Here is an 18,876-nt window from a genome sequence, read left to right as displayed (position 1 = left end):
AGGAGTTTTAAATTAGCGGGCAATTATAATGCCTGATGAATAATAGGTGTTTTGGGAAAAAGCGCAAAGGCCGCGGGGAACGCAAAGCAATAGAGAATGCCCCTCAAATTCCTCTTGGCGGCGTCTGCGCTTCTTGCGGTTTCCCGGTGCGGTTAATTAAAAATGCGCATTTTTTTCGGAAAAAGTCTGTTTTTTTGTCATTCTGCACCTATAATGTTTAAAGGATGCGACAAAAATATTGTCGCATCCTTTAACTCGAGTTTACAGCAGGACTCCTGCTGTAAACATCGTAGTCTTACACGTTTAGGTTCACAATTCTGAAGAATTGTTCACACTTAAAGACAGTATGAGATATACAGCTTTTCCGTGCGTTCATGGCGGAAAGTGCAAAAGACAAAAGGAGGTAAAACTATGACAAAGGCTAAGCCCAAACGAACCTATAAGGACTCCGTGTTTGCCGACTTTTTCGGGGCGGATAAGTCGGCGAAGTCGAACTTTATCAGTTTGTACAATGTATTGCACGGAACACAGCTGACACCCGATTGCGAGCTGCGTCATATCAGACTGGAACAAATCCTGTATATGAACTTTTACAACGATGTGTCTTTCCTTGTAGATAATAAAATCATTGTACTTGCCGAACATCAGTCAACCGTTAATGAAAACATGCTGTGTCAAGGAATGCACATCCGTGTACATTCCTTGACCTCGAGTTTGGTGCAAGCCCCAAACATCGCGACTATACAGAATCGACGGCATCCGTGCCGGCATTAAAATGTTTTAAAGTATACATTACGATTAATCGTATATACAACGTATCTGCTTTTTGATATTACGAAGCTGTACAGGAATGTATAAATAATGATATACTTAAAGAGTACTTGGAGCGCAAATCGCGGGAGGTAATGAATATGTTGTTGGCAGAATATGATTACGCAACCGATATAGCGGTTCAAAGAGAAGAAGAACGTGAGATCGCCTTGGATGAAGGCGAAGCTATCGGGCTTGAAAAAGGTGCCCGTCAAAAAGCTTTGGAAACGACAGCTGCCCTTAAGCGGCTCGGAGTCGAATTTGATACGATAGCAGCGGGTACAGGTTTATCCCGCGAAGAAATAGAAAAACTGTAACTTTTTTTTATGCCGTTTTTTATTTGAAGTATAAAAACACATGCCGCACGACGGTTTTGCCGGCGCACGGCGGTATATTATTGTTGAGGATATCGATTATGAATAAAAAATCGAGCCGTGTATCGGTTTTAAATTTTATAGGGTTTGTAGCAGTGCTTATGTTTGTTTTTATAAGCCTGTCTTGTAAAAGCGTACAAAAGGTGCCGAACGGACAAAGCGCCGAGCAAAGTGCCGACCCTGATTTTTTGGGCGACTTTGACCCCATACGTCTTGAAAACGTTATGGCGCTGCGTTCCGTATTCGGAAAAGTCAAGCCGACGGAAATTCGGCTTTATTTTGTTCCGCGTACGAATATTGTGGAAGCACATTTGCGCGACGGTATGAATGCCGTTGTGCTGATGTTTACTGCCGAACAAAGACGCACCCTTGCCCAAGGGATTGAGTTATACGGGAACGCCTATGCCGAATACGCAGGCGGAAACCGCGCCGCCATGCCCGAGCGCAAGCCGAACCGCAAAAGCTCCTTTAACCGCGGGGAACTTTCGATTGCATGGGGCGTAATCGGATTGGCCCGTACGGCTGAAACGGAGTTCAGAACAAATTACGAATATCTTGAAAAGGGAAAGCCTTATTTTATGCTTACAGCCGAAAGTGCGGACTCGTCGGAGGATTCGAGCATACAGTCTCCCCGGGTGGATTTATATTTTTCGCCCGCTCAATTGCAAACCCTTCTTGAAGTAACCGAGCAGGCGTCATTGCAAAAACAAGTGGACATTTTGAACGAAAAGGCATTTGCTTTTTGAGCTACACTTTGACGTTTTTTGTCGGAAATGTCTGAAAAAGCGCGCAAGACCCCTTTGAAATACTTGACGATTATGTGAACTCGTGTTATTCTTGCTAATGTAAGATAAACCGTACTGTATAAAAGCGTTGCTTTGGTGCGGTTTGAATATTTAAGGAGGTTTTCAAAGTTATTATGAAAAAAGCTCTTGTAATTTTTCTTGCTTTGGCCTTGGTCGGTTCCGTATTTGCGGCCGAACCCGCAGCCGAAGTAAAAGTAGCCGAATTTAAAGGCGATGCATCCCTTACTTTCGGTATCGATTTGGATGCTAAAGAAACCGGTTTCAAAAACGAAACATCGGTAACATTAAAACTCAATCTGCTCAACGGCGGCGACAAGTCGACCACCGGCGACGGCATTTGGGGTGAATTGGTAATCAAAACCGATGACGACACCGACAACTTTATCAAAATAACCAAGGACGATCCCGTTCAGATTCCGATGAAGGTTAAGGTTGACAAAGCTCAAATCAACTTCGGCCCCGTATACATGGGAATCCTTTCCGGCGATTTTAACTACGGCGGCAATTTCTGGTTCCCCAACGCTTTGAACTGGAAAGACGGCGACGATAGGTACAACAGAAACCCCGCTGCAAAACTCGGTTACGACCAGGGCTTTGTACTCGGTTACAAACACAAAGAAGACAAGTTCAAGGTTGAAGCTTCCGTACGCAGCAAGCCCACCGATAAAGTTGCAGCAAGCACCGTAAGAACAGATGCTCCTATCGGCGGCGTTTCTGCAAAAGGTACCAAGTATTATACCATTGTTTTCGGTCAGGAAGTTGAAGCTGTCGGTGACGGTACAAAGACTGTTGGACAGTTATTTACTCCTCCCCTTGCAGCAACCGCTGTAGCGTATACCAAAACCGAAGTTCCCGAAGTACCTGCCAACTACTGGACCAGCAAGTACGCCATGGGTGTCTACGGCGAAGTAAAGCCCATTAAAGACTTGCGCATCGGCGTAGGTGCGGCCTATGTACTCGGCGATTTGAGTGCCAAGGATACTCTTTCAAAAGATATCAACAATGCCGACAACAAGCAGGACATTTCCATGTTTGCAGGTGTGGACTATCTTTTCGACATCAACGACAGCTTCCGCATTCAGCCCACACTCGCTTACACCCTGTACAGTGACTACGTATGGACCAGCGAAAAAGACGGAGCATATGCAAATGCCTTAAAAACCAACAAACTCGGTGCCGGTTTACGCTTCGGCTTCAGAAAGGCAAAGAGCAAAGACGACAACTCTCTGCTCCAGGGCTTCTTTGAAAAAGAAATGGTTTACAACAACGAAGAAAAGAAGGACAAAACCCTTCTTCCCGGTGTAAGCGTTTACAGCGAATTTGATTTTAATGAAGGCGCTATGAAGAAAAATCTTCCCTTGTTGGTTACCTTCTACCCCGGCGAACTCGTAAAGGGTTTGAACGCCGCCGCTTTTGCACACTTTAACCTCGGACCCAAAGCTTCCGAATATGATACTACTACTTACGGCCAGCTTGGATTTGATACCATCATCGGCGGAAAGGGACTGCAGATCGGTGCCGCAGCTTCTTACGACGTAATGGTTAAAGACGTAACCATCGTTCCCGCTCTCGGTATGCTGTTTACCCATGGCAAGGTTGTAGATGTTGCCGACAAAGAAAACACCAAAACTGCCGATCAGTTCCGCCTTGAAGCAAAAGTTGACGTAAAGGGCTTGGTTGACAACACCACCTTTACCTTGGCTTGGGACAAGGGTTCCTTCGGTTCTTACAAAGTTAAGGCCGGCGGTACTTCTTCTACCACTGCTCAAAACAAAAAGGGTGAAGTTACCCTCAAGGCAAAAATCGCCTTCTAAGGTGTGATTGCTTAAAGTACGGTGCTTTCGGGTACCGTACTTACACCTAAGCCCTGCGCGTAAGTGCGGGGCTTTTTTTATGGCTATGAGGTAAAAAAGTTAACCGCGGGGAGGGCGGAGGATGCAGAGGTTTTAGGAGAGAGGACAGCGGGGTTCTTTTTTCTTTGCGAGCGTGGCGGTCTTTGCGGTAAAGAGAGATAACCGCAAGGAACGCAAGGGGCGCAGAGGGTTTTTAAGGAATCGGGGGCCGGCTTTTTATTTTCTTTGCGTTCTTCGCGGGCTCTGCGGTAACATCTCAACCGCACTTTTCTCTCTTTGCGGGTTTGACGGTCAAAAGATTTAAGATTTCAGATTGACGCGCGGGATACTTATACGCTACTATAGTTAGAAATGCATAACTCTGTAGATACAAAAGCAATGCACGAAAAAAAGTTATCGGGCAAATGATAACTTTATACTGCCGAAAAGACATTTTGTTCGGCATATAAGGTTCGCTGTTATGTTCCGCACATGCGAAACAGGGTTAAGGCGCTTATGCGGTTTTCGGGGCCGCGGATATTTTTATATTATCCGATTCTCGTTATAAAACACATGATTGTGAGCGTACAAACAAGGAAACGTCATGATTAAAGGTCGACTTATAAAACTCTTATCCGGGGCACGGAAATTCGTGTTTCGGCAGGTGCTTGCCTTATGGATATCCCTGCTTTGCCAGATAACGGTTGTTTTTTGCATAACGGATATTGTGCAAAAATTGTTTACGGGTGAAGCGCTTGCCTCTCTTTTTCCCCGGTATGGGGCGGCGGTTTTGCTTTGTTTTGTTTTTCGTTTTGCGGCCGACAGGTTCTATGTGCTTGCATCCCATAAAGCCGGGGCGGACGTTAAGGTTACGCTTCGCTCCCGTATTTACAAAAAGCTTTTAAGTTTGGGTGCTTCCTACAGGGATGCGGTTCCGACCTCGGAAGCGGTACAGCTTGCCTTGGACGGTGTGGAACAGCTTGAAATCTATTTCGGGAAATATCTTGCACAGTTTATCTACAGTCTTCTTGCACCGCTTACCCTTTTTACGGTTTTAGCCTTTGTGAGCATAAAGGCGAGTGCCGTCCTTTTGCTCTTTGTTCCCCTCATTCCCCTTTCGATTGCCGCCATTATGAAGGTTGCAAAATACCTTTTGCGCAAATATTGGGGGATGTATGCCGAGCTCGGCGACAGCTTTTTGGAAAATCTGCAAGGCTTAACAACGCTCAAAATTTATCGCGCGGACGGACAAAAAACGGTTGAAATGGATGCGGAAGCCGAAAAATTCCGGCGCATTACGATGAAAGTGCTTTCGATGCAGTTAAACAGTACGAGCATTATGGACATTATGGCCTACGGAGGAGCCGCTGCGGGAATGATTATCGCTCTTGCTCAATTTGCCGGCAGCGCGGTCGGTCTCGGCGGCTGTTTGATGATTGTTCTTTTAAGCGCGGAATTTTTTATTCCGGTGCGGCTGTTAGGCTCGTTTTTTCACGTTGCGATGAACGGTATGGCGGCTTCCGATAAAATCTTTGCCCTGCTCGATATGCCGGAAGAGGGGAAGCCGTGTTCGGCTTTTTCGGCTCAAAAAGTTTCGCTCGATTTTTCAAAGGTATCGTTTTCATATTCGGCCGACCGCGGTATTTTAAAAGACGTTTCGATACGCTGTAAGCCCGAATCTTTTACGGCAATCGCCGGTAAGTCCGGCTGCGGTAAAAGTACGATAGCCGGGCTGATTATGACGCGGAATAAAAACTATGAGGGCAGTATTCGGTTTAACGATACCGAACTTTCTTCGATTGCCGAGGATTCACTTATGAAAACGGCGACCCTCGTTACGCACGAAAGCTATATATTTAAGGGAACGGTGGTCTATAATCTGCGTATGGGTAATCCCGATGCCTCTGAACAGGACATGAAAAGGGCTTTAAAAAAGGTTAATCTTTCGGATTACTTTGATTCACAGCAAGGTCTTGAGACAATGCTTGCGGAAAAGGGCTCCGATTTATCCGGCGGACAGTGTCAGCGCCTTGCCCTTGCACGCGCCCTGCTTCACGACAGTCCCGTCTATATCTTTGATGAGGCGACTTCGAATATCGATGCGGAAAGCGAAGAAATGATTATGTCGGTTATTAAAACGCTGGCAAAGAAAAAAACGGTTATTTTTATTTCGCATAAATTGTCGAATGTAATCGATGCGGCATGCATTTACATGATGGAAGACGGCAGGGTGATAGAGGAAGGAACTCATGCGCAATTATTAAAGCGTAAAGGGAAATATGCTCTTATGTACAACGAACAGCACAAGCTTGAATCCTATGCGCGGGGGGAAGAATAATTATGCACAACCTGCAAAAAAACTTAAAAAGAAAAAACGGGTTTATAATTATGGCCCGGTTGATAGTCCTGATACGGACCTTGCTTCCGGTTATGTTTTTTGCAATCGTTCTGGGCAGTATCGGCCACCTTTGTGCGATTTCGGTAACGGTTTCGGCAAGCGCGGGTATTCTTCAAATTGCCAAGCCCGATGCCCGGCTTATTCCTTTGCGGATATTGCCCTTTGTACTCATAGCTTCTGCGGTACTGCGCGGTATATTTCATTACGGCGAGCAATACTGTAATCACTATATCGCTTTTAAGCTGCTTGCCGTTATCAGACATAAAATTTTTATAAAGCTCCGCAAACTGTGTCCTGCAAAATTGGACGGCAGGGACAAAGGTAATCTTATTTCGATTATTACATCGGATATTGAATTATTGGAAGTCTTTTATGCGCATACGATTTCTCCGGTTGCTATTGCCCTGATTGTTTCAGCCTGTACGACTTTTTTTATCTGGCAGCAGAGTGCGGCTGCCGGGATAACCGCTTTAAGCGCCTATATAACGGTGGGCGTACTTATTCCCCTTATCAATGCACGGGCGGGTTCGGTTTCCGGCTTGCATTTCCGCAACGCCATCGGGGACTTAAGCGGTTTTGTACTCGATTCTCTGCGCGGCCTTGATGAAACGATTCAATACAGCTGCGGCTCAAAACGCTTGGCCGAATTAAAAAAACGGTCGGCCGATCTTACGGCTATGCAAAAAAAGCTGTCCGGCTTTGAGTCGTATCAACGTTCTTTTACAAACCTCATCATTATCGGCTTTAATGTACTGCTCTTTTGCATTATGCTCCGTTCTTTTATAAACGGAGCATCATCCTTTGAAAATGTCGTATTGGTCGCCGTTACATTAATGAGTTCTTTCGGCCCGGTTGTCGCTTTGTCGAACCTGTCGAATAATTTAATGCAAACCCTTGCAAGCGGCGAGCGGGTTTTAAATCTGCTTGACGAACAGCCGGTTGTCGATGATGTTGTAAACGGTGAGCGGCCCGCTTTAAAGAATATCGGTATTTCGGGCGCGGATTTTTCTTACGGAGATGAAAATATATTACGGAATTTTTCGCTTACAATCCCCGAAAAAAAGATTTTGGGTATTCACGGCCGCTCCGGATGCGGAAAGTCTACCCTGTTAAAACTGCTTATGAGGTTTTGGGATGCGGATTCCGGAAAAATTGAATTTTCGGGAACGGATATACGCAGTGTAGATACCGATTTTCTGCGCTCTGTGCAGTCATATGTAACACAGGAAACGGTCCTGTTCCGCGACACGATTGCAAACAATATTGCGATCGGAAAACCGGGGGCATCGCGCGAAGAAATAATCGAGGCCGCAAAAAAAGCTTCGCTGCACGATTTTATTATAACACTGCCCCGGCAGTACGATACGGAAGTGGGAGAACTGGGCAGTACTCTGTCCGGCGGAGAAAGGCAGCGTATAGGTCTTGCGCGCGCCTTTTTACACGATGCGCCGCTTATGCTTTTGGACGAACCGACAAGCAACCTCGATTCCTTAAACGAGGGAATTATTTTAAAGTCGCTCAAGGAAAAATCGAAAAACAAAACCCTTGTTATCGTATCGCACCGTATGTCTACGTTAAATATTGCGCACGGTATTTTTAAGATGAAAAAAGCCGTACACAAAGAGGAGTGTAAATGAAAAACCCTATTCGCTTTATATGGATTGCAGCCGGCTTTATTTGTTTGGGTGTCGGTTCGGTCGGGGTTGTGTTACCCTTTCTTCCGAGCTTTCCCTTTTTTTTAGCTACCGTTTTTTGTTTTGCCAAAAGTTCAAAGCGGCTGCACGATTGGTTTATAGGAACGGCATTGTACAAAAAACATTTTCAAAGTTTTGTGGAACGTAAAGCGATGGCCCTGCAGACGAAGATTTCGATTTTGATTTCTTTGACGCTGGTATTCGGAACGGGATTCTTTATGATGAAGCGGGTGCCCGTTGCCCGGATTGTTCTTGCCGTTGTATGGCTTTTTCATGTACTCTATTTTGTATTCGCCGTCAAAACGCTAAAACCTGAAACCTGCTGATTTGCAGAGTTTCCGACGGCGTTAAATTGTAAAAACTTTTTTTGTATGCTATACTCGCTCTTATGGCTGATTCTTGTAGAGGGACCCGCAAAAAGCCGTCCCTAAAACTTCTTGCGCAATTATTTGCGGTTTTTTTTAAAATAGGATTGTTTACCTTCGGCGGCGGGCTTGCCATGCTTCCGATGCTTACCGATGAATTGTCGATAAAAAAAGGCTGGGTAAGCCGGGACGAACTCATAGACTATTTTGCCATAGGGCAGTGTACGCCCGGAATTATTGCGGTAAACGTTGCAACCTTTGTCGGCTATAAAAAACAAGCTCTTGTCGGCGGCATTGTTGCAACGCTGGGGATGATAACGCCCTCGATTATGGTTATAACCTTATTGGCCCTGTTTTTTTCCAACTTTGCGGATATTGTTTCCGTGCGTAAAGCTTTTGCCGGTATCAATATAGCGGTTGCCGCACTCTTAACCAAGGTGGTATTTACCTTTGTAAAAAAGGCGGTACATAATCTCTTCCATGTATTGATCATTGTTGCCGCCTTTGTGTCGGTTGTCTTTTTCCGTGTACATACGGTGTGGATAATTGCAGGCGGTCTTTTGACGGGCTTATGCGTTTACCTGTACGAGCTTCGCAAAATCCGGCGAAAAACATCTGCCGACGGCAGTACCGGTGAGGGAGGAAACGAATGACGCTTTGGAGTTTGTTTTGGCGTTTTTTCTTTATAGGCTTGTTTACAATCGGCGGAGGTCAGGTCGCCATAACCCTTATGTATCAGGAATTGGTCGAAAGCGGCATTATAAGCGCAGACCTTTTTTATAACATGCTCGCCGTTTCCGAATCCACGCCCGGTCCTATCGGCATAAATATGGCAACTTATTTGGGAACCGAGATGTTCGGTATTGCAGGCGGCCTTATTACAACGCTCGGTACGGTCAGCCCTTCGATTATCGTTATCGTTATTATTGCCCGATTTTTTACCCGCATGCAGGATACCCTGGCCGTAAAAAGTTTTTTTTCGGTTTTGCGTCCCGCAGCTGCAGGTCTTGTAGCAATTGCCGCCTGGAATGTTTTTAAGATTTCCGTCGTACTTTTAAACAAATCCGAACAAAGCGGTTTGTGGTACGATGCCCTTGAGTTCCCTCGTATTGCGGCCTGGCTTATATTTACGCTCATGCTTTTTAAGACAAAACTGCCTGCAATCCTATATATTGTATTCGGCGCGCTTTTCGGCTTAATTTTTATATAAAGCCTTCGCGCTGTTTGCTTGTATCCTTAAAAAAAAGATATTTAAAGGGGTGTATATCCTGAGGATTGGTAAACCAGCCGCCTAAAACCTCCGTATCGACTGCATTGAGCGAAACCGGATGAGATACGGGAAAAATTACGGCTTCGTCCAAAAGGAGCTGTTCGGCTTCGGCAAGCTTTTTATAGCGCTCGACAGAATCCGTTATAAGAGCCGCTTCATCGAGCAGTGTGTCAAACACTTTCGATGTCCACTCGGTTTCACGCAGGGAAGATGAACTTCTGAACAGTTCCAAAAATGCAAGCGGGTCCGCAAAGTCTCCTATCCACGTATAGGTAAACATATCCGATTCATTTTCGCGCAAACTTTGTAAATACCGGTGCCCGGGAGACGTTTCTATAAAAACGTCTATGCCGCTTTTTTGAAGCGCATCGGCAATCAAAGCGGCTTTTTGTTTCATATAATCGAAGTCGGGAATAGCCAAACGCAAAAGAGGCTTTCCTTTGCGCAGTGTCTTGGATAATTCATCAAGGGCTTCACCGAGAAGGGCTTCGGCTTCGTCGGTTTCGTATATTTCTTCGCCGTAGATTTTCGGATAATCGCTCAGGGGTAAAATGAAGGTTTTTGCGGGAACCGCCGCATTTTGTCGAAGCTCTTCACGGGGAAAAAGAGCTAAAGCGGCTTGTCTCATAAGAGCGTTTTTCCACGGCTCTTTGTGCGCTTTAAAAAAGAAAAATTCGGTGCTGAACTGCGGATAGACAATGATGTCGGCTCGTTTATAGATTTTTTCGGGTTCAATGCCGCCCGTTACCCATTGGGCTTTTCCCGTATTAAAGGCAAAGGTATTTTCTTTTAAATCCTCGCTGTTTATAATTCGTATTGCAGGCAGGGCAACCTTATCGGCGTCGTAATAATATGTATTTTTTTTAAGAAGCAGTTCTTTCGATTTTTGCCCGGCAAGGACAAAGGGGCCCGAATATACGTTTTTATCAACATGTGTAATCGCAAATGCATGGTGACAGAGAATTTTCGGAAGATGCTCGGCCGGCGCATTAAGGCGGACGGCAAGGGTATGTGAATTTTTTACCCGAATATCCACGGCTTCTGCGGCGGCTTTTCCTTCGCGGTAGTCGGCGGCCCCTTTTACGCAGTCCAATAATGAGGCAAAGGGTGCCTTTGTTTCAGGATTCAGCAGGGTAAGCCATGAGCGTACTACATCCTTTGCTTCTACGGCATCGCCGTTACTGAACTTTAAATCGTTTTTAAGAACAAAGGTCCAGGTCTTTCTGTCTCGCGATACACGGAAGCTTTTTACCGCCGCGGGAAGGGCTTCTGCAGTCATCGGGTCGTAAGAAAAGAGTCCTTCGTATAAGCCGTTTAAAATTTGAGCTTCGGAACTGTAATTTGCCGTATGCGGGTTTAAATCGTAACCGTGTACCGAATCGATTATAAGGACTTCCCGTTGTATGTTCGGATTAAAGGCTCTTATATCATCGTCTTTTACGTCCGCATATAAAAAAAACGGCGTAAGCAGTAAAACGCCTAAAAAATATGCGCGTGCATGAGAAAATATGTTTTTTATGTTATACATTTTGGATACCCAGCTTTTGCAGTTGAATTTGTTCGGCAATGTAGGATGCATATTCGGCTTTGCGCTGATTGATTTTTATAAGCGTATTTTTAAGAGAGGTTAATTCGATTTGAATGCCCTTTATTTTACTGCGGTTGGCGGCATTTGCAGCCGTTTTAAAAAACTCATCCAAGCCTTCCATTTGAAGCTGTAAATTATAGCACTCGGATAATTGACGCTGCAGATAGTCGAAAATAAAATTTTCGTCCATTTCCGCCAGTTTATACAGATTCGGCGATTGACTGACCGCAAATGAAGCGTAAAGACGTGTACGTTTCATAAGATTGTCGATAAAAGATGAATAATTGACGGTTTCGGTTTTTACGGTTTGCGTTGAATTGTCCGTTAGTTTAATTTTATACTCAATCGGTTTTTCCGGTATGTTAAAAGCTTTACGAAAGGCTGCCTTCAGTTTTTCCCAAAAACCGGTATGTTCGCTTTGCAAAATATAGTGATTTTCTTCAATCTTCGGGGCGGCTTGCGTGTACTGGGGGGCAAGGGCTCCGAAAAGCTGTACCGCGCTTAAAAGCAGTTTTTTTGTATTTACCTCGGGGCGCTTTTTTTCTTTTTCCTGATCCTGCATTCTCAGCTTGCTTAAAACCGCATCCTGTCTTCTTTCTTTATCCGGTGAGGTTTCTTCTTTTACTATTTCTTCTATGAGTTCCGTATAAAAGGGCTGTTTTCCCATGGCTGATGCAAAATGTTCTTTTATCATATGCAAGCCGTTTCCGGAATTAAACGAGGTTTTTTTAGCTGCAAAGGCCGCAGAATCGAGCACCTTTTTCCGCACTTGCACCTTGTACATTTCTTTTTGAAATTCCGTTATTTCTTTTAGCATGGTATTTATGCGTGCCAAACTCTTGGATATAAAATTTGTAGAATCGTTTAAGACGCTTGTAGAAAGAGGGTCCGAGCTGGATTTTATTGTCGCAAATATTTCGCCTAAACGCCGGCTGTCGTTTTTTGCCGAAGCGCTCATGAGGGAATTCCAACTGATATAGTTATTTAACTGTATCAGTTTCTTGATCGTATCCATGGTTAAGGTTTCAACGGAAAACTTAAAATAATTGCATAAAAATTCGAGAGTGCTTTCATATTCGGACAGTCTGATGCTGAATGCGGCTGTGCGGTCGTTTTCCTGAAAGTCGTCTTTTTCGGGAATCTTTATGTCCGTTATTTTTTTATCCACCTTATACGGATCGGTTTCTATAAATCCTTTTTTTAACAAAAGAGAAAGAACCGTATTAAAAACCGAGCGGTAATTTCTGTATTCATCAACCAGCTTGGGTAAGCCGATAGAATCGAGCCAGGCGCTTTTGCTTTCCGCTGCGGAGTATAAATCATTTTCAAATTCGCTGAAAACACTCATGCTTACATTATCGGCATTTTCGGCCTCCACTTTAAACCTTACGATATACGGCTTTGACCATTCTTCGATTTTATGATATAGTAAAAGGGTATGAGTAAAGCAAAAACCCCTTTTAAAGTCAATCAAAAAATCGTGTATCCCAGTCAGGGTGTCGGTAAAATTATTGAAATTAAAGAAAAAAAATTCAATGAAGAAACCCTCCTGTACTACGTTATGTATTTGGAAGTTTCCGACATGACTATTATGGTGCCCGTAAACCGCTGTACCGAACTGGGTATCCGTGCGATTGTGTCGGCAGACGAAGCTTGGGAAGCGTTAAAAACCATAGGTGAAGATTTTGAACCGATAACCTCGGATTGGAAGCTCCGCTACCAAATGAACCTTGATTTATTAAAAAAGGGGACCATCAGCGATATAGCCATGATTGTCCGTTCCTTATATCACCGCAGCAAGGTAAAAGAATTGCCGATTTTGGAACGCAAGCTTTACGATTCGGCTAAAAAACTGCTTGAAGATGAAATATCCTTCGCCTTGGATAAGTCGCCCGAAGAAGTTGAAGCTCTGATTCATGAAAAACTGGAACCGGCAGGCGGTCAAGCCGAAATCAGACGCGGACCGGTCCTTGCGCGTTTAAGCGATGACGACGAGTTTTTAAATGATGATGAAGACGGCGACATTATTCCTCCCGATGATGACGACGATGACGACGACGACGAATAGGATTGTCCGATGGGAGCACAAAAGCTTGCCCTTGTTTTAACCGCAGCCGGCACTTCCGCACGTTTTTCTTCCGGCCGGGGTTCACCGGCGGCCGACTCGGTCAAAAAAGAATACGAAGCCTTACAATCGCCGCTTTTTCCCGAACAAAAAGGCGGTACCGTTTTATCCTGTGCCGCCGATGCCTTTTTAACTGCCCTCGATGATGAGCCGAACTTTATTTTTTCACGCCTGATTATCACCCTCCCGCCCTGCCGGGGACACCGTGCAAAGGCTTTGAAGGCTTTACGTGCAAGTGCTTGTACCCTGCGCATGCTTGAAAAGGCATCGCTTGAACCCGAATTTGTCGAAGGCGGATCGGACAGACGAGAGTCCGTATTGCGCGCTCTTGAACACCTTGCAGGCGGCAATGAGCCCGATATTGTGCTTGTGCATGATGCCGCCCGGCCCTTTGTAAGTCCTGCGCTCGTGCATCGCGTTTTGGAGCTTTGTGCCGAAAAGGGAGCGGCCGCCCCCGCCGTGCCGCCGGTAGACACATATAAGGAAGCCGAACAAACCGACGGGCGCATTGTACGCCATTTGGAGCGTTCGCGTTTAGCCGCCGTACAAACGCCGCAGGGGTTTTATTTTAAGCCTCTTTTGGATGCTCACAGAAGGGCCTGCAGCGATTCAAAATCCTACACGGACGATACCGAAATTTGGGGTGCTTATGCAGGCGACGTATTTTTATGCGAAGGAGAGCGGTCGAATATGAAAATTACTTATAAAGAGGATTTGCCTTCTTCCCCTGCAGTTTCGGTTTTACCTGCCGTACCCGTTTACAGAACCGGCTTGGGAACCGATACCCACCGCTTAGTCGAAAACCGTCCGCTTTTAATCGGCGGCGTTCATATTCCCTTTGAAAAGGGAGAACTTGCACATTCCGACGGCGACGTACTGCTCCACGCAATTACCGATGCCCTTTTGGGGGCGGCCGCACTCGGCGATATAGGAGAGCTTTTTCCGCCTTCCGATAATCGGTGGAAGGATGCGGATTCCGCCCTTTTACTTAAAGCCGCTTGGGAGCGCGTGCAAAAAGCCGGTTGGCTTCTGGAAAACCTTGACTGCGTTATTACGATAGAAAAGCCTAAGATGCTGCCCTGGCGCGCCGCGGTACAAAAACGCATCGCCGGAATCCTGGGCTGCGAAACCGGACGCATTTTTGTAAAAGCGAAAACCGCTGAAGGTATGGGCGATATAGGCGAGGGTAAGGCTGTCGGCGCGCAGTGTGTTTGTCTGTTACGACTGCATGCCGACTGAAAGACTCTTATGCGACGTATGCTTCGAGTCTGTTCATGCGCTGCGGATGCTGTAAGCGGCGTATAGCCTTTTTTTCGATTTGGCGTATGCGTTCCTTCGTTAAATTAAACATGTCGCCGACTTCTTTTAAGGACATGGAAGAGTTTCCGTTTAAACCGAAGCGGAAGCGCAATACGTCGGCTTCTTTTTCGCTGAGGGTGCCGAGAACGTTGTCTATATCCTCTTTCATTGTAACCTTTATGGCCGCGTCTTCCGGATTTTCGTACTGTTCATCGGGTAAAAAGTCGCCCAAACTTGCGCTGTCCTGCTCCGATGCGCGCACTGCCGAATCCAGGGACACCATGTCGCGCGAAATGTTGATTATTTCACGTACGTGGCTTCCGTCCATATTCAATAACTCGGCAACTTCGGCTATTTCTTCTTCATCGCTTTTGTTTCCGCTGATGATCTTCCGCGCCTTTTCGATCTGTACCAATTCGTTTGCGCGGTTAAGCGGCAGGCGGATGGCGCGGGATTTTTCGCAAATGGCCTTTAAGATTGCCTGGCGTATCCACCATACCGCATATGAAATAAAATGGTAACCCTTTGATGCATCGAAGCGTTCGATTGCGGTTAAAAGTCCGATATTTCCTTCGCTGATAAGGTCGGTCAAGTCCAAGCCGCGGTTTTGATATTTTTTTGCCACATTTACGACAAAGCGCAGGTTTGCGTTTACGATTTTATGTTTCGCATTACGGTCTCCCGCTGCCGCCTTGAGCGCCAATTCGTTTTCTTCTTCCCTTGTCAAAAGGGGGATTTTATTTATATCTTTAAGATAAAGAGCCAATACGTTATCGTTGTTTGCCATTGTTTTCTCCTGTTATGTATATACATGCAGGAATCGTGCCAACTTTGATTTAAAAAAAGGCTCTCAATTGATTGTATTATAACGAATTATATATTGAAAAAAAAAGAGAAAAAAAACGATATTTAAATAGGGTCAAAATAATACAGGTCGATTTTTCTTTCGTATGATTGCATCTTTTTGACACAATATCGATAAAGTATGTAAAAATCGGGCCGTCATAGGTAAACGGGTAAGAGTAATTTAAAAGAATCGATTTTCAAAGCAGCATCAATCTCTTATAATTTAATATAACGATAATCGGTTAATTCGGCAAATCATTTTGCAAAAACAATCGAATATGGTATACTGTAAGCGCTTTAATACAGGAGGATATATGGCTGACGATTTTTCTTTTGAAATTACACAATCTATCGGTGAACTGTCGAAAAGCAAGGGCGGCTGGGCCCTTGAATTGAATATGGTGTCCTGGGGCGGCCGTGACGCAAAATACGATTTACGCAGCTGGTCTCCCGACCATCAAAAAATGGGCAAGGGCATTACAATGACAAGAGAAGAGTTGGGGGCTTTAAAAACGCTGTTAAATACCATGGACGTTTAAGACGGGCCGTCCCTTGCGGACAACCAGAGTATAGAGCATAAGCTCCAGTTCGGTATCCTCGGCGCTTTTTCCGTTTTTGCGTATGCTCATGTCGGTACGTGAAAGCAGGGCCAGGCAGGCGCTTGTTTCAATCATATTCCACATACGGGCGGCGGCCTGATATTGGGCTTGCATTTTTTTACCCGCAAAGCCGTTTATTTTTAAATCGAAGGCGCCTGTTTTTCCTTCTTTGTAAAGCGTATGCCACAGCTTTAATTTTCTAAAACAATAGGTAAGCCCGGCGATAAGCTGTACCGAAGACGATTCCTTTGAATGGCGTATGTACTGTAAAATCGCCAATGCGGAACTCAAGCGTTCGGCAGCGCTTTCCTGTTCGCACAGTGCGGCAAAAAGCGTAAAGGCCGATTCCCGGCGGCTTCGCGTTAACACGGCTTCAACGTCTTCCGTTGTAATGCGGTGATTTTTTTCAAAGCAAAGGGAAAAACGGGAACACTCGGTACGCAGCGCTTCGGTATTGTTTTCAACCAGGTCCAAAATCGTGTCGACGGCGTCGGCGTCGGCGGAAAATCCCTGTTTTTTTAAAAGATTTTCGACCCAGCTGTTTTTTTGTTCTTCAAACATTTCCCAAAAAATAATGCGGTTTTCTTTGGGAACAATGTTTTCCAATTTTTTATCGACGGATATTTCATCGGATTCCAAGATAAGCCATGAGCCGTCTTCCGTCTGCTTTTGTTTGGCAGCTTCGGCGGCCCATGAAGCGATAAGCTCGATATCGGCCTTTAATTTTATCTGTTCGGCCGAACGCAGCAGGATAAAACGTGCCGCCGCAAACAGCGAAGCGTTTTGTAAAAGCGATATAACATCCGCAATACGGGTTTCGCCTGCATAAAAGCTGTATTCGTCTATTTGACCGAAAATTTTGCGGGCCTTTTCACGGTACTGTTCTACGGTATCTTTTCTCCGGCCGAGCTCCGGTCCCGTAAAAAGCCAAATGGGAGCGGCCGGCATCAGTAATTCCTTATAATATTCGACAAAACGCCTAAGATTTTAACGTTTTGGCAGTATATGGGGCTGTACGCTGCGTTTTCGGCTTGCAGCCGTATACGGGAGGGTTCTTTAAAAAATCGTTTTAAAGTAACCGAATCTTCTATAAGGGCGACGACAATGGTGCCGTTTGAAGCGGCTTCCTGCTTGCGGATAAGGGCCAAGTCTCCGTCCAAAATACCCGCATCCTTCATGCTGTCGCCGCGCACATAGAGGGCAAAGTAGGCTCCTTCTTCTTTTATAAGGGAAGAGGGTACGTATACGCAGCCGTTATAATTTTCGTCGCAAAAAACGGGAAGGCCTGCCGCAACGGTTCCCAAAACGGGTACGCGCTTCGGGCGCTTGAATTCGGGATCGTCTATAAGCACCTTTAAAGAACGCGATCGTCCTTCGGCCGGAGCTATATAGCCCTTTTTGCGCAAAGCCGTAAAGTGATCCTGAACGGCTTTTACCGAGATGGAAAAATGTTCCGCGGTTTCGCGCACCGTCGGCGGGCAGGAATTTAATTCCGTAAAAGAGGTGATAAAATGTAAAACTTCCTGTTGCCGGGACGTCGGTTCTTTCATAAAAGCTTATTCTTCTTCGAATTTATTTTCAAACAGGGTTTCAAGTGCCGTTACCGCTTCTTCGGCATCCGCTCCTTCGGCTTTGACCGTAATGGTCGTATTATAGCCTGCGGCCATCGTAATAACGCCCATAATCGACTTTGCATTTACCACGGTTCCGTCCTTTTCCATAAGAACTTCGGATGCAAATTTATTTGCGGTTTGGGCGATTAAAGCCGCCGGGCGTGCGTGAATGCCGGCCCTGTTTCTAACGGTTAATAATTTTTCAGCCAAAGTAAACTCCTCCGGGCAAACCGGCATAAAGGCCGGAGCGCCTGTCAATATGAATCATAGCCGCCGTGTGAGGCGGTTTGTGCTTCTCCGCTTTCTATCCAACGCAGCACGTTTTGGTTAAAATCGCGTGCCGAGTGGTATCCCATTGTTTTCAAACGCTCGTTCATAGCCGCGGTTTCCAAAATGATGGGAATATTGCGTCCGGGTTTTACCGGAATTTCCAAGGCGGGTATCTTTACGCCGAGCAATTCTTCGGTTTTTTGACTCGTACCGAGCCTGTCGTAGACTTTTTGGGCGTCCCATTCTTCAAGTTTGACAACCATTTGCACTTCTTTTTGCTCTCGAATGGCGCCGACGCCGTATAATTGCTGAATATTGATGATACCCAAACCGCGTACTTCCATGTGGTGGCTTATCATTTTGTTTGCGCCTTGTCCCAAAAGAACGTTTCCGTTTACACAGCGGATGTTTACGATATCGTCGGCAACGAGGCGGTGTCCGCGGTGTACCAATTCAAGAGCGGTTTCGCTTTTTCCGACGCCCGAATCACCGAGGATGATGATACCTATGCCGTATACTTCCACCAGAACCCCGTGAATGCTTTTTCGCGGCGCAAAGATATCGGAAAAGAGGCGCAGTAAGCGTCCGGAAAAATCGGTCGACTCCAGGTCCGTTTGCAAAACCGGACAGCCGGCCGCATCTGCAAGGCCGGTAAATACCTTCGGCGGCACGAGGTTGTGAGTAAATACACAGCAGGGAATATGGTAGGAAAATAAGTGATGTACGTTATCGAGTATGCCGCCTTGGATTAATTTTTCCAAATAAGCGGTTTCTCCGCGTCCGAAAACCTGCACTCTTTGGTAGCCGAAAGATTCGAAAAAACCGGAGAGGGCAAGACCGGGGCGGTTTAAATCGGGCAGGGTAATCTCCCTGCCCAACCCGCTCCTTCCGCACAGGCAGCGCAGATTGAGCGAATTGTGGCCTTTTAAGTCGAAATCGAGAAGATCCAAAACGGTAAAACTTTTTTCAGCCATACAGAACTATACA

The 18,876-nt window shown here is 45.7% G+C and carries 18 protein-coding genes and 1 pseudogene; 12 read left to right on the top strand and 7 right to left on the bottom strand.

Features of this window, described 5'->3' with window-relative positions; translation table 11 throughout:
* The first annotated feature begins 411 nt into the window (after positions 1–411).
* The 9 genes and pseudogenes from V1L52_RS11225 to V1L52_RS11185 all read left to right on the top strand — a co-directional run bounded on the left by V1L52_RS11225 (position 412) and on the right by V1L52_RS11185 (position 9,489).
* Positions 412–1,127 (top strand): annotated as a pseudogene (locus V1L52_RS11225) (hypothetical protein).
* A 98-nt stretch (positions 1,128–1,225) separates the two neighbouring features.
* Positions 1,226–1,930: a hypothetical protein gene (locus tag V1L52_RS11220; protein WP_428769697.1), complete on the top strand. Its 705-nt coding sequence runs from the start codon at positions 1,226–1,228 to the stop codon at positions 1,928–1,930.
* Positions 1,931–2,103: 173 nt separating this feature from the next.
* Positions 2,104–3,804 (top strand): hypothetical protein, encoded by a 1,701-nt coding sequence (locus V1L52_RS11215; protein ID WP_428769695.1) that lies wholly within the window; start codon positions 2,104–2,106, stop codon positions 3,802–3,804.
* A 510-nt stretch (positions 3,805–4,314) separates the two neighbouring features.
* The gene (locus V1L52_RS11210; RefSeq protein WP_428769693.1) at positions 4,315–4,434 is read left to right on the top strand and encodes a nitrous oxide-stimulated promoter family protein; all 120 of its coding nucleotides are present in this window, start codon (positions 4,315–4,317) and stop codon (positions 4,432–4,434) included.
* Positions 4,427–6,160 carry an ABC transporter ATP-binding protein/permease gene (locus V1L52_RS11205; RefSeq protein WP_428769691.1) on the top strand — a complete coding sequence of 578 codons (1,734 nt, stop codon included), beginning with the start codon at positions 4,427–4,429 and terminating at the stop codon, positions 6,158–6,160. The genes V1L52_RS11210 and V1L52_RS11205 overlap by 8 nt, the downstream gene beginning before the upstream one ends.
* A 2-nt stretch (positions 6,161–6,162) precedes the next feature.
* The gene (locus tag V1L52_RS11200; protein ID WP_428769689.1) at positions 6,163–7,857 is read left to right on the top strand and encodes an amino acid ABC transporter ATP-binding/permease protein; all 1,695 of its coding nucleotides are present in this window, start codon (positions 6,163–6,165) and stop codon (positions 7,855–7,857) included.
* Positions 7,854–8,240, top strand: coding sequence for a YbaN family protein (locus V1L52_RS11195; RefSeq protein ID WP_428769687.1), 387 nt, complete (start codon positions 7,854–7,856; stop codon positions 8,238–8,240). The genes V1L52_RS11200 and V1L52_RS11195 overlap by 4 nt, the downstream gene beginning before the upstream one ends.
* A gap of 62 nt (positions 8,241–8,302) precedes the next feature.
* Positions 8,303–8,932: a chromate transporter gene (locus V1L52_RS11190; RefSeq protein WP_428769685.1), complete on the top strand. Its 630-nt coding sequence runs from the start codon at positions 8,303–8,305 to the stop codon at positions 8,930–8,932.
* The gene (locus tag V1L52_RS11185; RefSeq protein ID WP_428769683.1) at positions 8,929–9,489 is read left to right on the top strand and encodes a chromate transporter; all 561 of its coding nucleotides are present in this window, start codon (positions 8,929–8,931) and stop codon (positions 9,487–9,489) included. The genes V1L52_RS11190 and V1L52_RS11185 overlap by 4 nt, the downstream gene beginning before the upstream one ends.
* On the opposite strand, the gene V1L52_RS11180 is transcribed toward V1L52_RS11185, so the two are convergent.
* Positions 9,482–11,077 carry a peptide ABC transporter substrate-binding protein gene (locus V1L52_RS11180; protein ID WP_428769681.1) on the bottom strand — a complete coding sequence of 532 codons (1,596 nt, stop codon included), beginning with the start codon at positions 11,075–11,077 and terminating at the stop codon, positions 9,482–9,484. The two genes, V1L52_RS11185 and V1L52_RS11180, sit on opposite strands and share 8 nt — an antisense overlap.
* On the bottom strand, positions 11,070–12,485 hold the full coding sequence (locus V1L52_RS11175; RefSeq protein WP_428769679.1) for a hypothetical protein: 1,416 nt from the start codon (positions 12,483–12,485) through the stop codon (positions 11,070–11,072). Before V1L52_RS11175 ends, V1L52_RS11180 begins: the two co-directional genes overlap by 8 nt.
* A 90-nt stretch (positions 12,486–12,575) precedes the next feature.
* Here V1L52_RS11175 and V1L52_RS11170 point away from each other — a divergent pair, with 90 nt between their 5' ends.
* Positions 12,576–13,205 carry a CarD family transcriptional regulator gene (locus V1L52_RS11170; RefSeq protein ID WP_428769678.1) on the top strand — a complete coding sequence of 210 codons (630 nt, stop codon included), beginning with the start codon at positions 12,576–12,578 and terminating at the stop codon, positions 13,203–13,205.
* Between the two features lie 9 nt (positions 13,206–13,214).
* A complete protein-coding gene (ispF, locus tag V1L52_RS11165) occupies positions 13,215–14,501 on the top strand; it encodes a 2-C-methyl-D-erythritol 2,4-cyclodiphosphate synthase (RefSeq protein WP_428769676.1) in 1,287 nt (428 codons plus the stop codon).
* 7 nt (positions 14,502–14,508) lie between these two features.
* Here ispF and V1L52_RS11160 read toward each other — a convergent pair whose 3' ends face one another.
* Complete coding sequence (locus tag V1L52_RS11160; RefSeq protein WP_428769674.1) at positions 14,509–15,348, bottom strand: sigma-70 family RNA polymerase sigma factor; 840 nt, start codon at positions 15,346–15,348, stop codon at positions 14,509–14,511.
* Positions 15,349–15,721: 373 nt separating this feature from the next.
* On the opposite strand from V1L52_RS11160, the gene V1L52_RS11155 reads away from it, so the two are divergent.
* Positions 15,722–15,946 carry a YdbC family protein gene (locus V1L52_RS11155; protein WP_428769672.1) on the top strand — a complete coding sequence of 75 codons (225 nt, stop codon included), beginning with the start codon at positions 15,722–15,724 and terminating at the stop codon, positions 15,944–15,946.
* Here V1L52_RS11155 and holA read toward each other — a convergent pair.
* From holA to hprK, 4 genes are read right to left on the bottom strand one after another with little or no spacing between them, the layout of a single operon-like run.
* A complete protein-coding gene (gene holA, locus V1L52_RS11150) occupies positions 15,926–16,954 on the bottom strand; it encodes a DNA polymerase III subunit delta (protein ID WP_428769670.1) in 1,029 nt (342 codons plus the stop codon). The two genes, V1L52_RS11155 and holA, sit on opposite strands and share 21 nt — an antisense overlap.
* Positions 16,954–17,556, bottom strand: coding sequence for a transcriptional repressor LexA (gene lexA, locus V1L52_RS11145; RefSeq protein WP_428769668.1), 603 nt, complete (start codon positions 17,554–17,556; stop codon positions 16,954–16,956). The genes holA and lexA overlap by 1 nt, the downstream gene beginning before the upstream one ends.
* A 6-nt stretch (positions 17,557–17,562) precedes the next feature.
* Positions 17,563–17,829 carry an HPr family phosphocarrier protein gene (locus V1L52_RS11140; protein ID WP_428769666.1) on the bottom strand — a complete coding sequence of 89 codons (267 nt, stop codon included), beginning with the start codon at positions 17,827–17,829 and terminating at the stop codon, positions 17,563–17,565.
* A gap of 44 nt (positions 17,830–17,873) precedes the next feature.
* Entirely contained in the window at positions 17,874–18,863 is a 990-nt protein-coding gene (hprK, locus tag V1L52_RS11135; RefSeq protein ID WP_428769664.1) for an HPr(Ser) kinase/phosphatase, read from the bottom strand.
* Between the last annotated feature and the right edge of the window lie 13 nt (positions 18,864–18,876).

It is taken from the genome of Treponema sp. HNW, assembly GCF_050320395.1.
In the GTDB taxonomy this organism is placed as follows: domain Bacteria; phylum Spirochaetota; class Spirochaetia; order Treponematales; family Treponemataceae; genus Treponema_C.
Note: the sequence above shows the minus strand (reverse complement) of the source record. Positions and strands in the feature narration are given on the sequence as shown.

Excerpts from the sequence above, each read along its gene's own strand:
- V1L52_RS11180 (WP_428769681.1), bottom strand. The coding sequence starts at position 11,077 with ATGTATAACATAAAAAACATATTTTCTCATGCACGCGCATATTTTTTA.
- V1L52_RS11195 (WP_428769687.1), top strand. The coding sequence starts at position 7,854 with ATGAAAAACCCTATTCGCTTTATATGGATTGCAGCCGGCTTTATTTGT.
- V1L52_RS11175 (WP_428769679.1), bottom strand. The coding sequence starts at position 12,485 with ATGAGTGTTTTCAGCGAATTTGAAAATGATTTATACTCCGCAGCGGAA.
- lexA (WP_428769668.1), bottom strand. The coding sequence starts at position 17,556 with ATGAAAGAACCGACGTCCCGGCAACAGGAAGTTTTACATTTTATCACC.
- V1L52_RS11185 (WP_428769683.1), top strand. The coding sequence starts at position 8,929 with ATGACGCTTTGGAGTTTGTTTTGGCGTTTTTTCTTTATAGGCTTGTTT.
- V1L52_RS11155 (WP_428769672.1), top strand. The coding sequence starts at position 15,722 with ATGGCTGACGATTTTTCTTTTGAAATTACACAATCTATCGGTGAACTG.
- V1L52_RS11190 (WP_428769685.1), top strand. The coding sequence starts at position 8,303 with ATGGCTGATTCTTGTAGAGGGACCCGCAAAAAGCCGTCCCTAAAACTT.
- V1L52_RS11160 (WP_428769674.1), bottom strand. The coding sequence starts at position 15,348 with ATGGCAAACAACGATAACGTATTGGCTCTTTATCTTAAAGATATAAAT.
- V1L52_RS11170 (WP_428769678.1), top strand. The coding sequence starts at position 12,576 with ATGAGTAAAGCAAAAACCCCTTTTAAAGTCAATCAAAAAATCGTGTAT.
- V1L52_RS11210 (WP_428769693.1), top strand. The coding sequence starts at position 4,315 with ATGCGAAACAGGGTTAAGGCGCTTATGCGGTTTTCGGGGCCGCGGATA.
- V1L52_RS11200 (WP_428769689.1), top strand. The coding sequence starts at position 6,163 with ATGCACAACCTGCAAAAAAACTTAAAAAGAAAAAACGGGTTTATAATT.
- ispF (WP_428769676.1), top strand. The coding sequence starts at position 13,215 with ATGGGAGCACAAAAGCTTGCCCTTGTTTTAACCGCAGCCGGCACTTCC.
- V1L52_RS11215 (WP_428769695.1), top strand. The coding sequence starts at position 2,104 with ATGAAAAAAGCTCTTGTAATTTTTCTTGCTTTGGCCTTGGTCGGTTCC.
- hprK (WP_428769664.1), bottom strand. The coding sequence starts at position 18,863 with ATGGCTGAAAAAAGTTTTACCGTTTTGGATCTTCTCGATTTCGACTTA.
- holA (WP_428769670.1), bottom strand. The coding sequence starts at position 16,954 with ATGCCGGCCGCTCCCATTTGGCTTTTTACGGGACCGGAGCTCGGCCGG.
- V1L52_RS11205 (WP_428769691.1), top strand. The coding sequence starts at position 4,427 with ATGATTAAAGGTCGACTTATAAAACTCTTATCCGGGGCACGGAAATTC.
- V1L52_RS11220 (WP_428769697.1), top strand. The coding sequence starts at position 1,226 with ATGAATAAAAAATCGAGCCGTGTATCGGTTTTAAATTTTATAGGGTTT.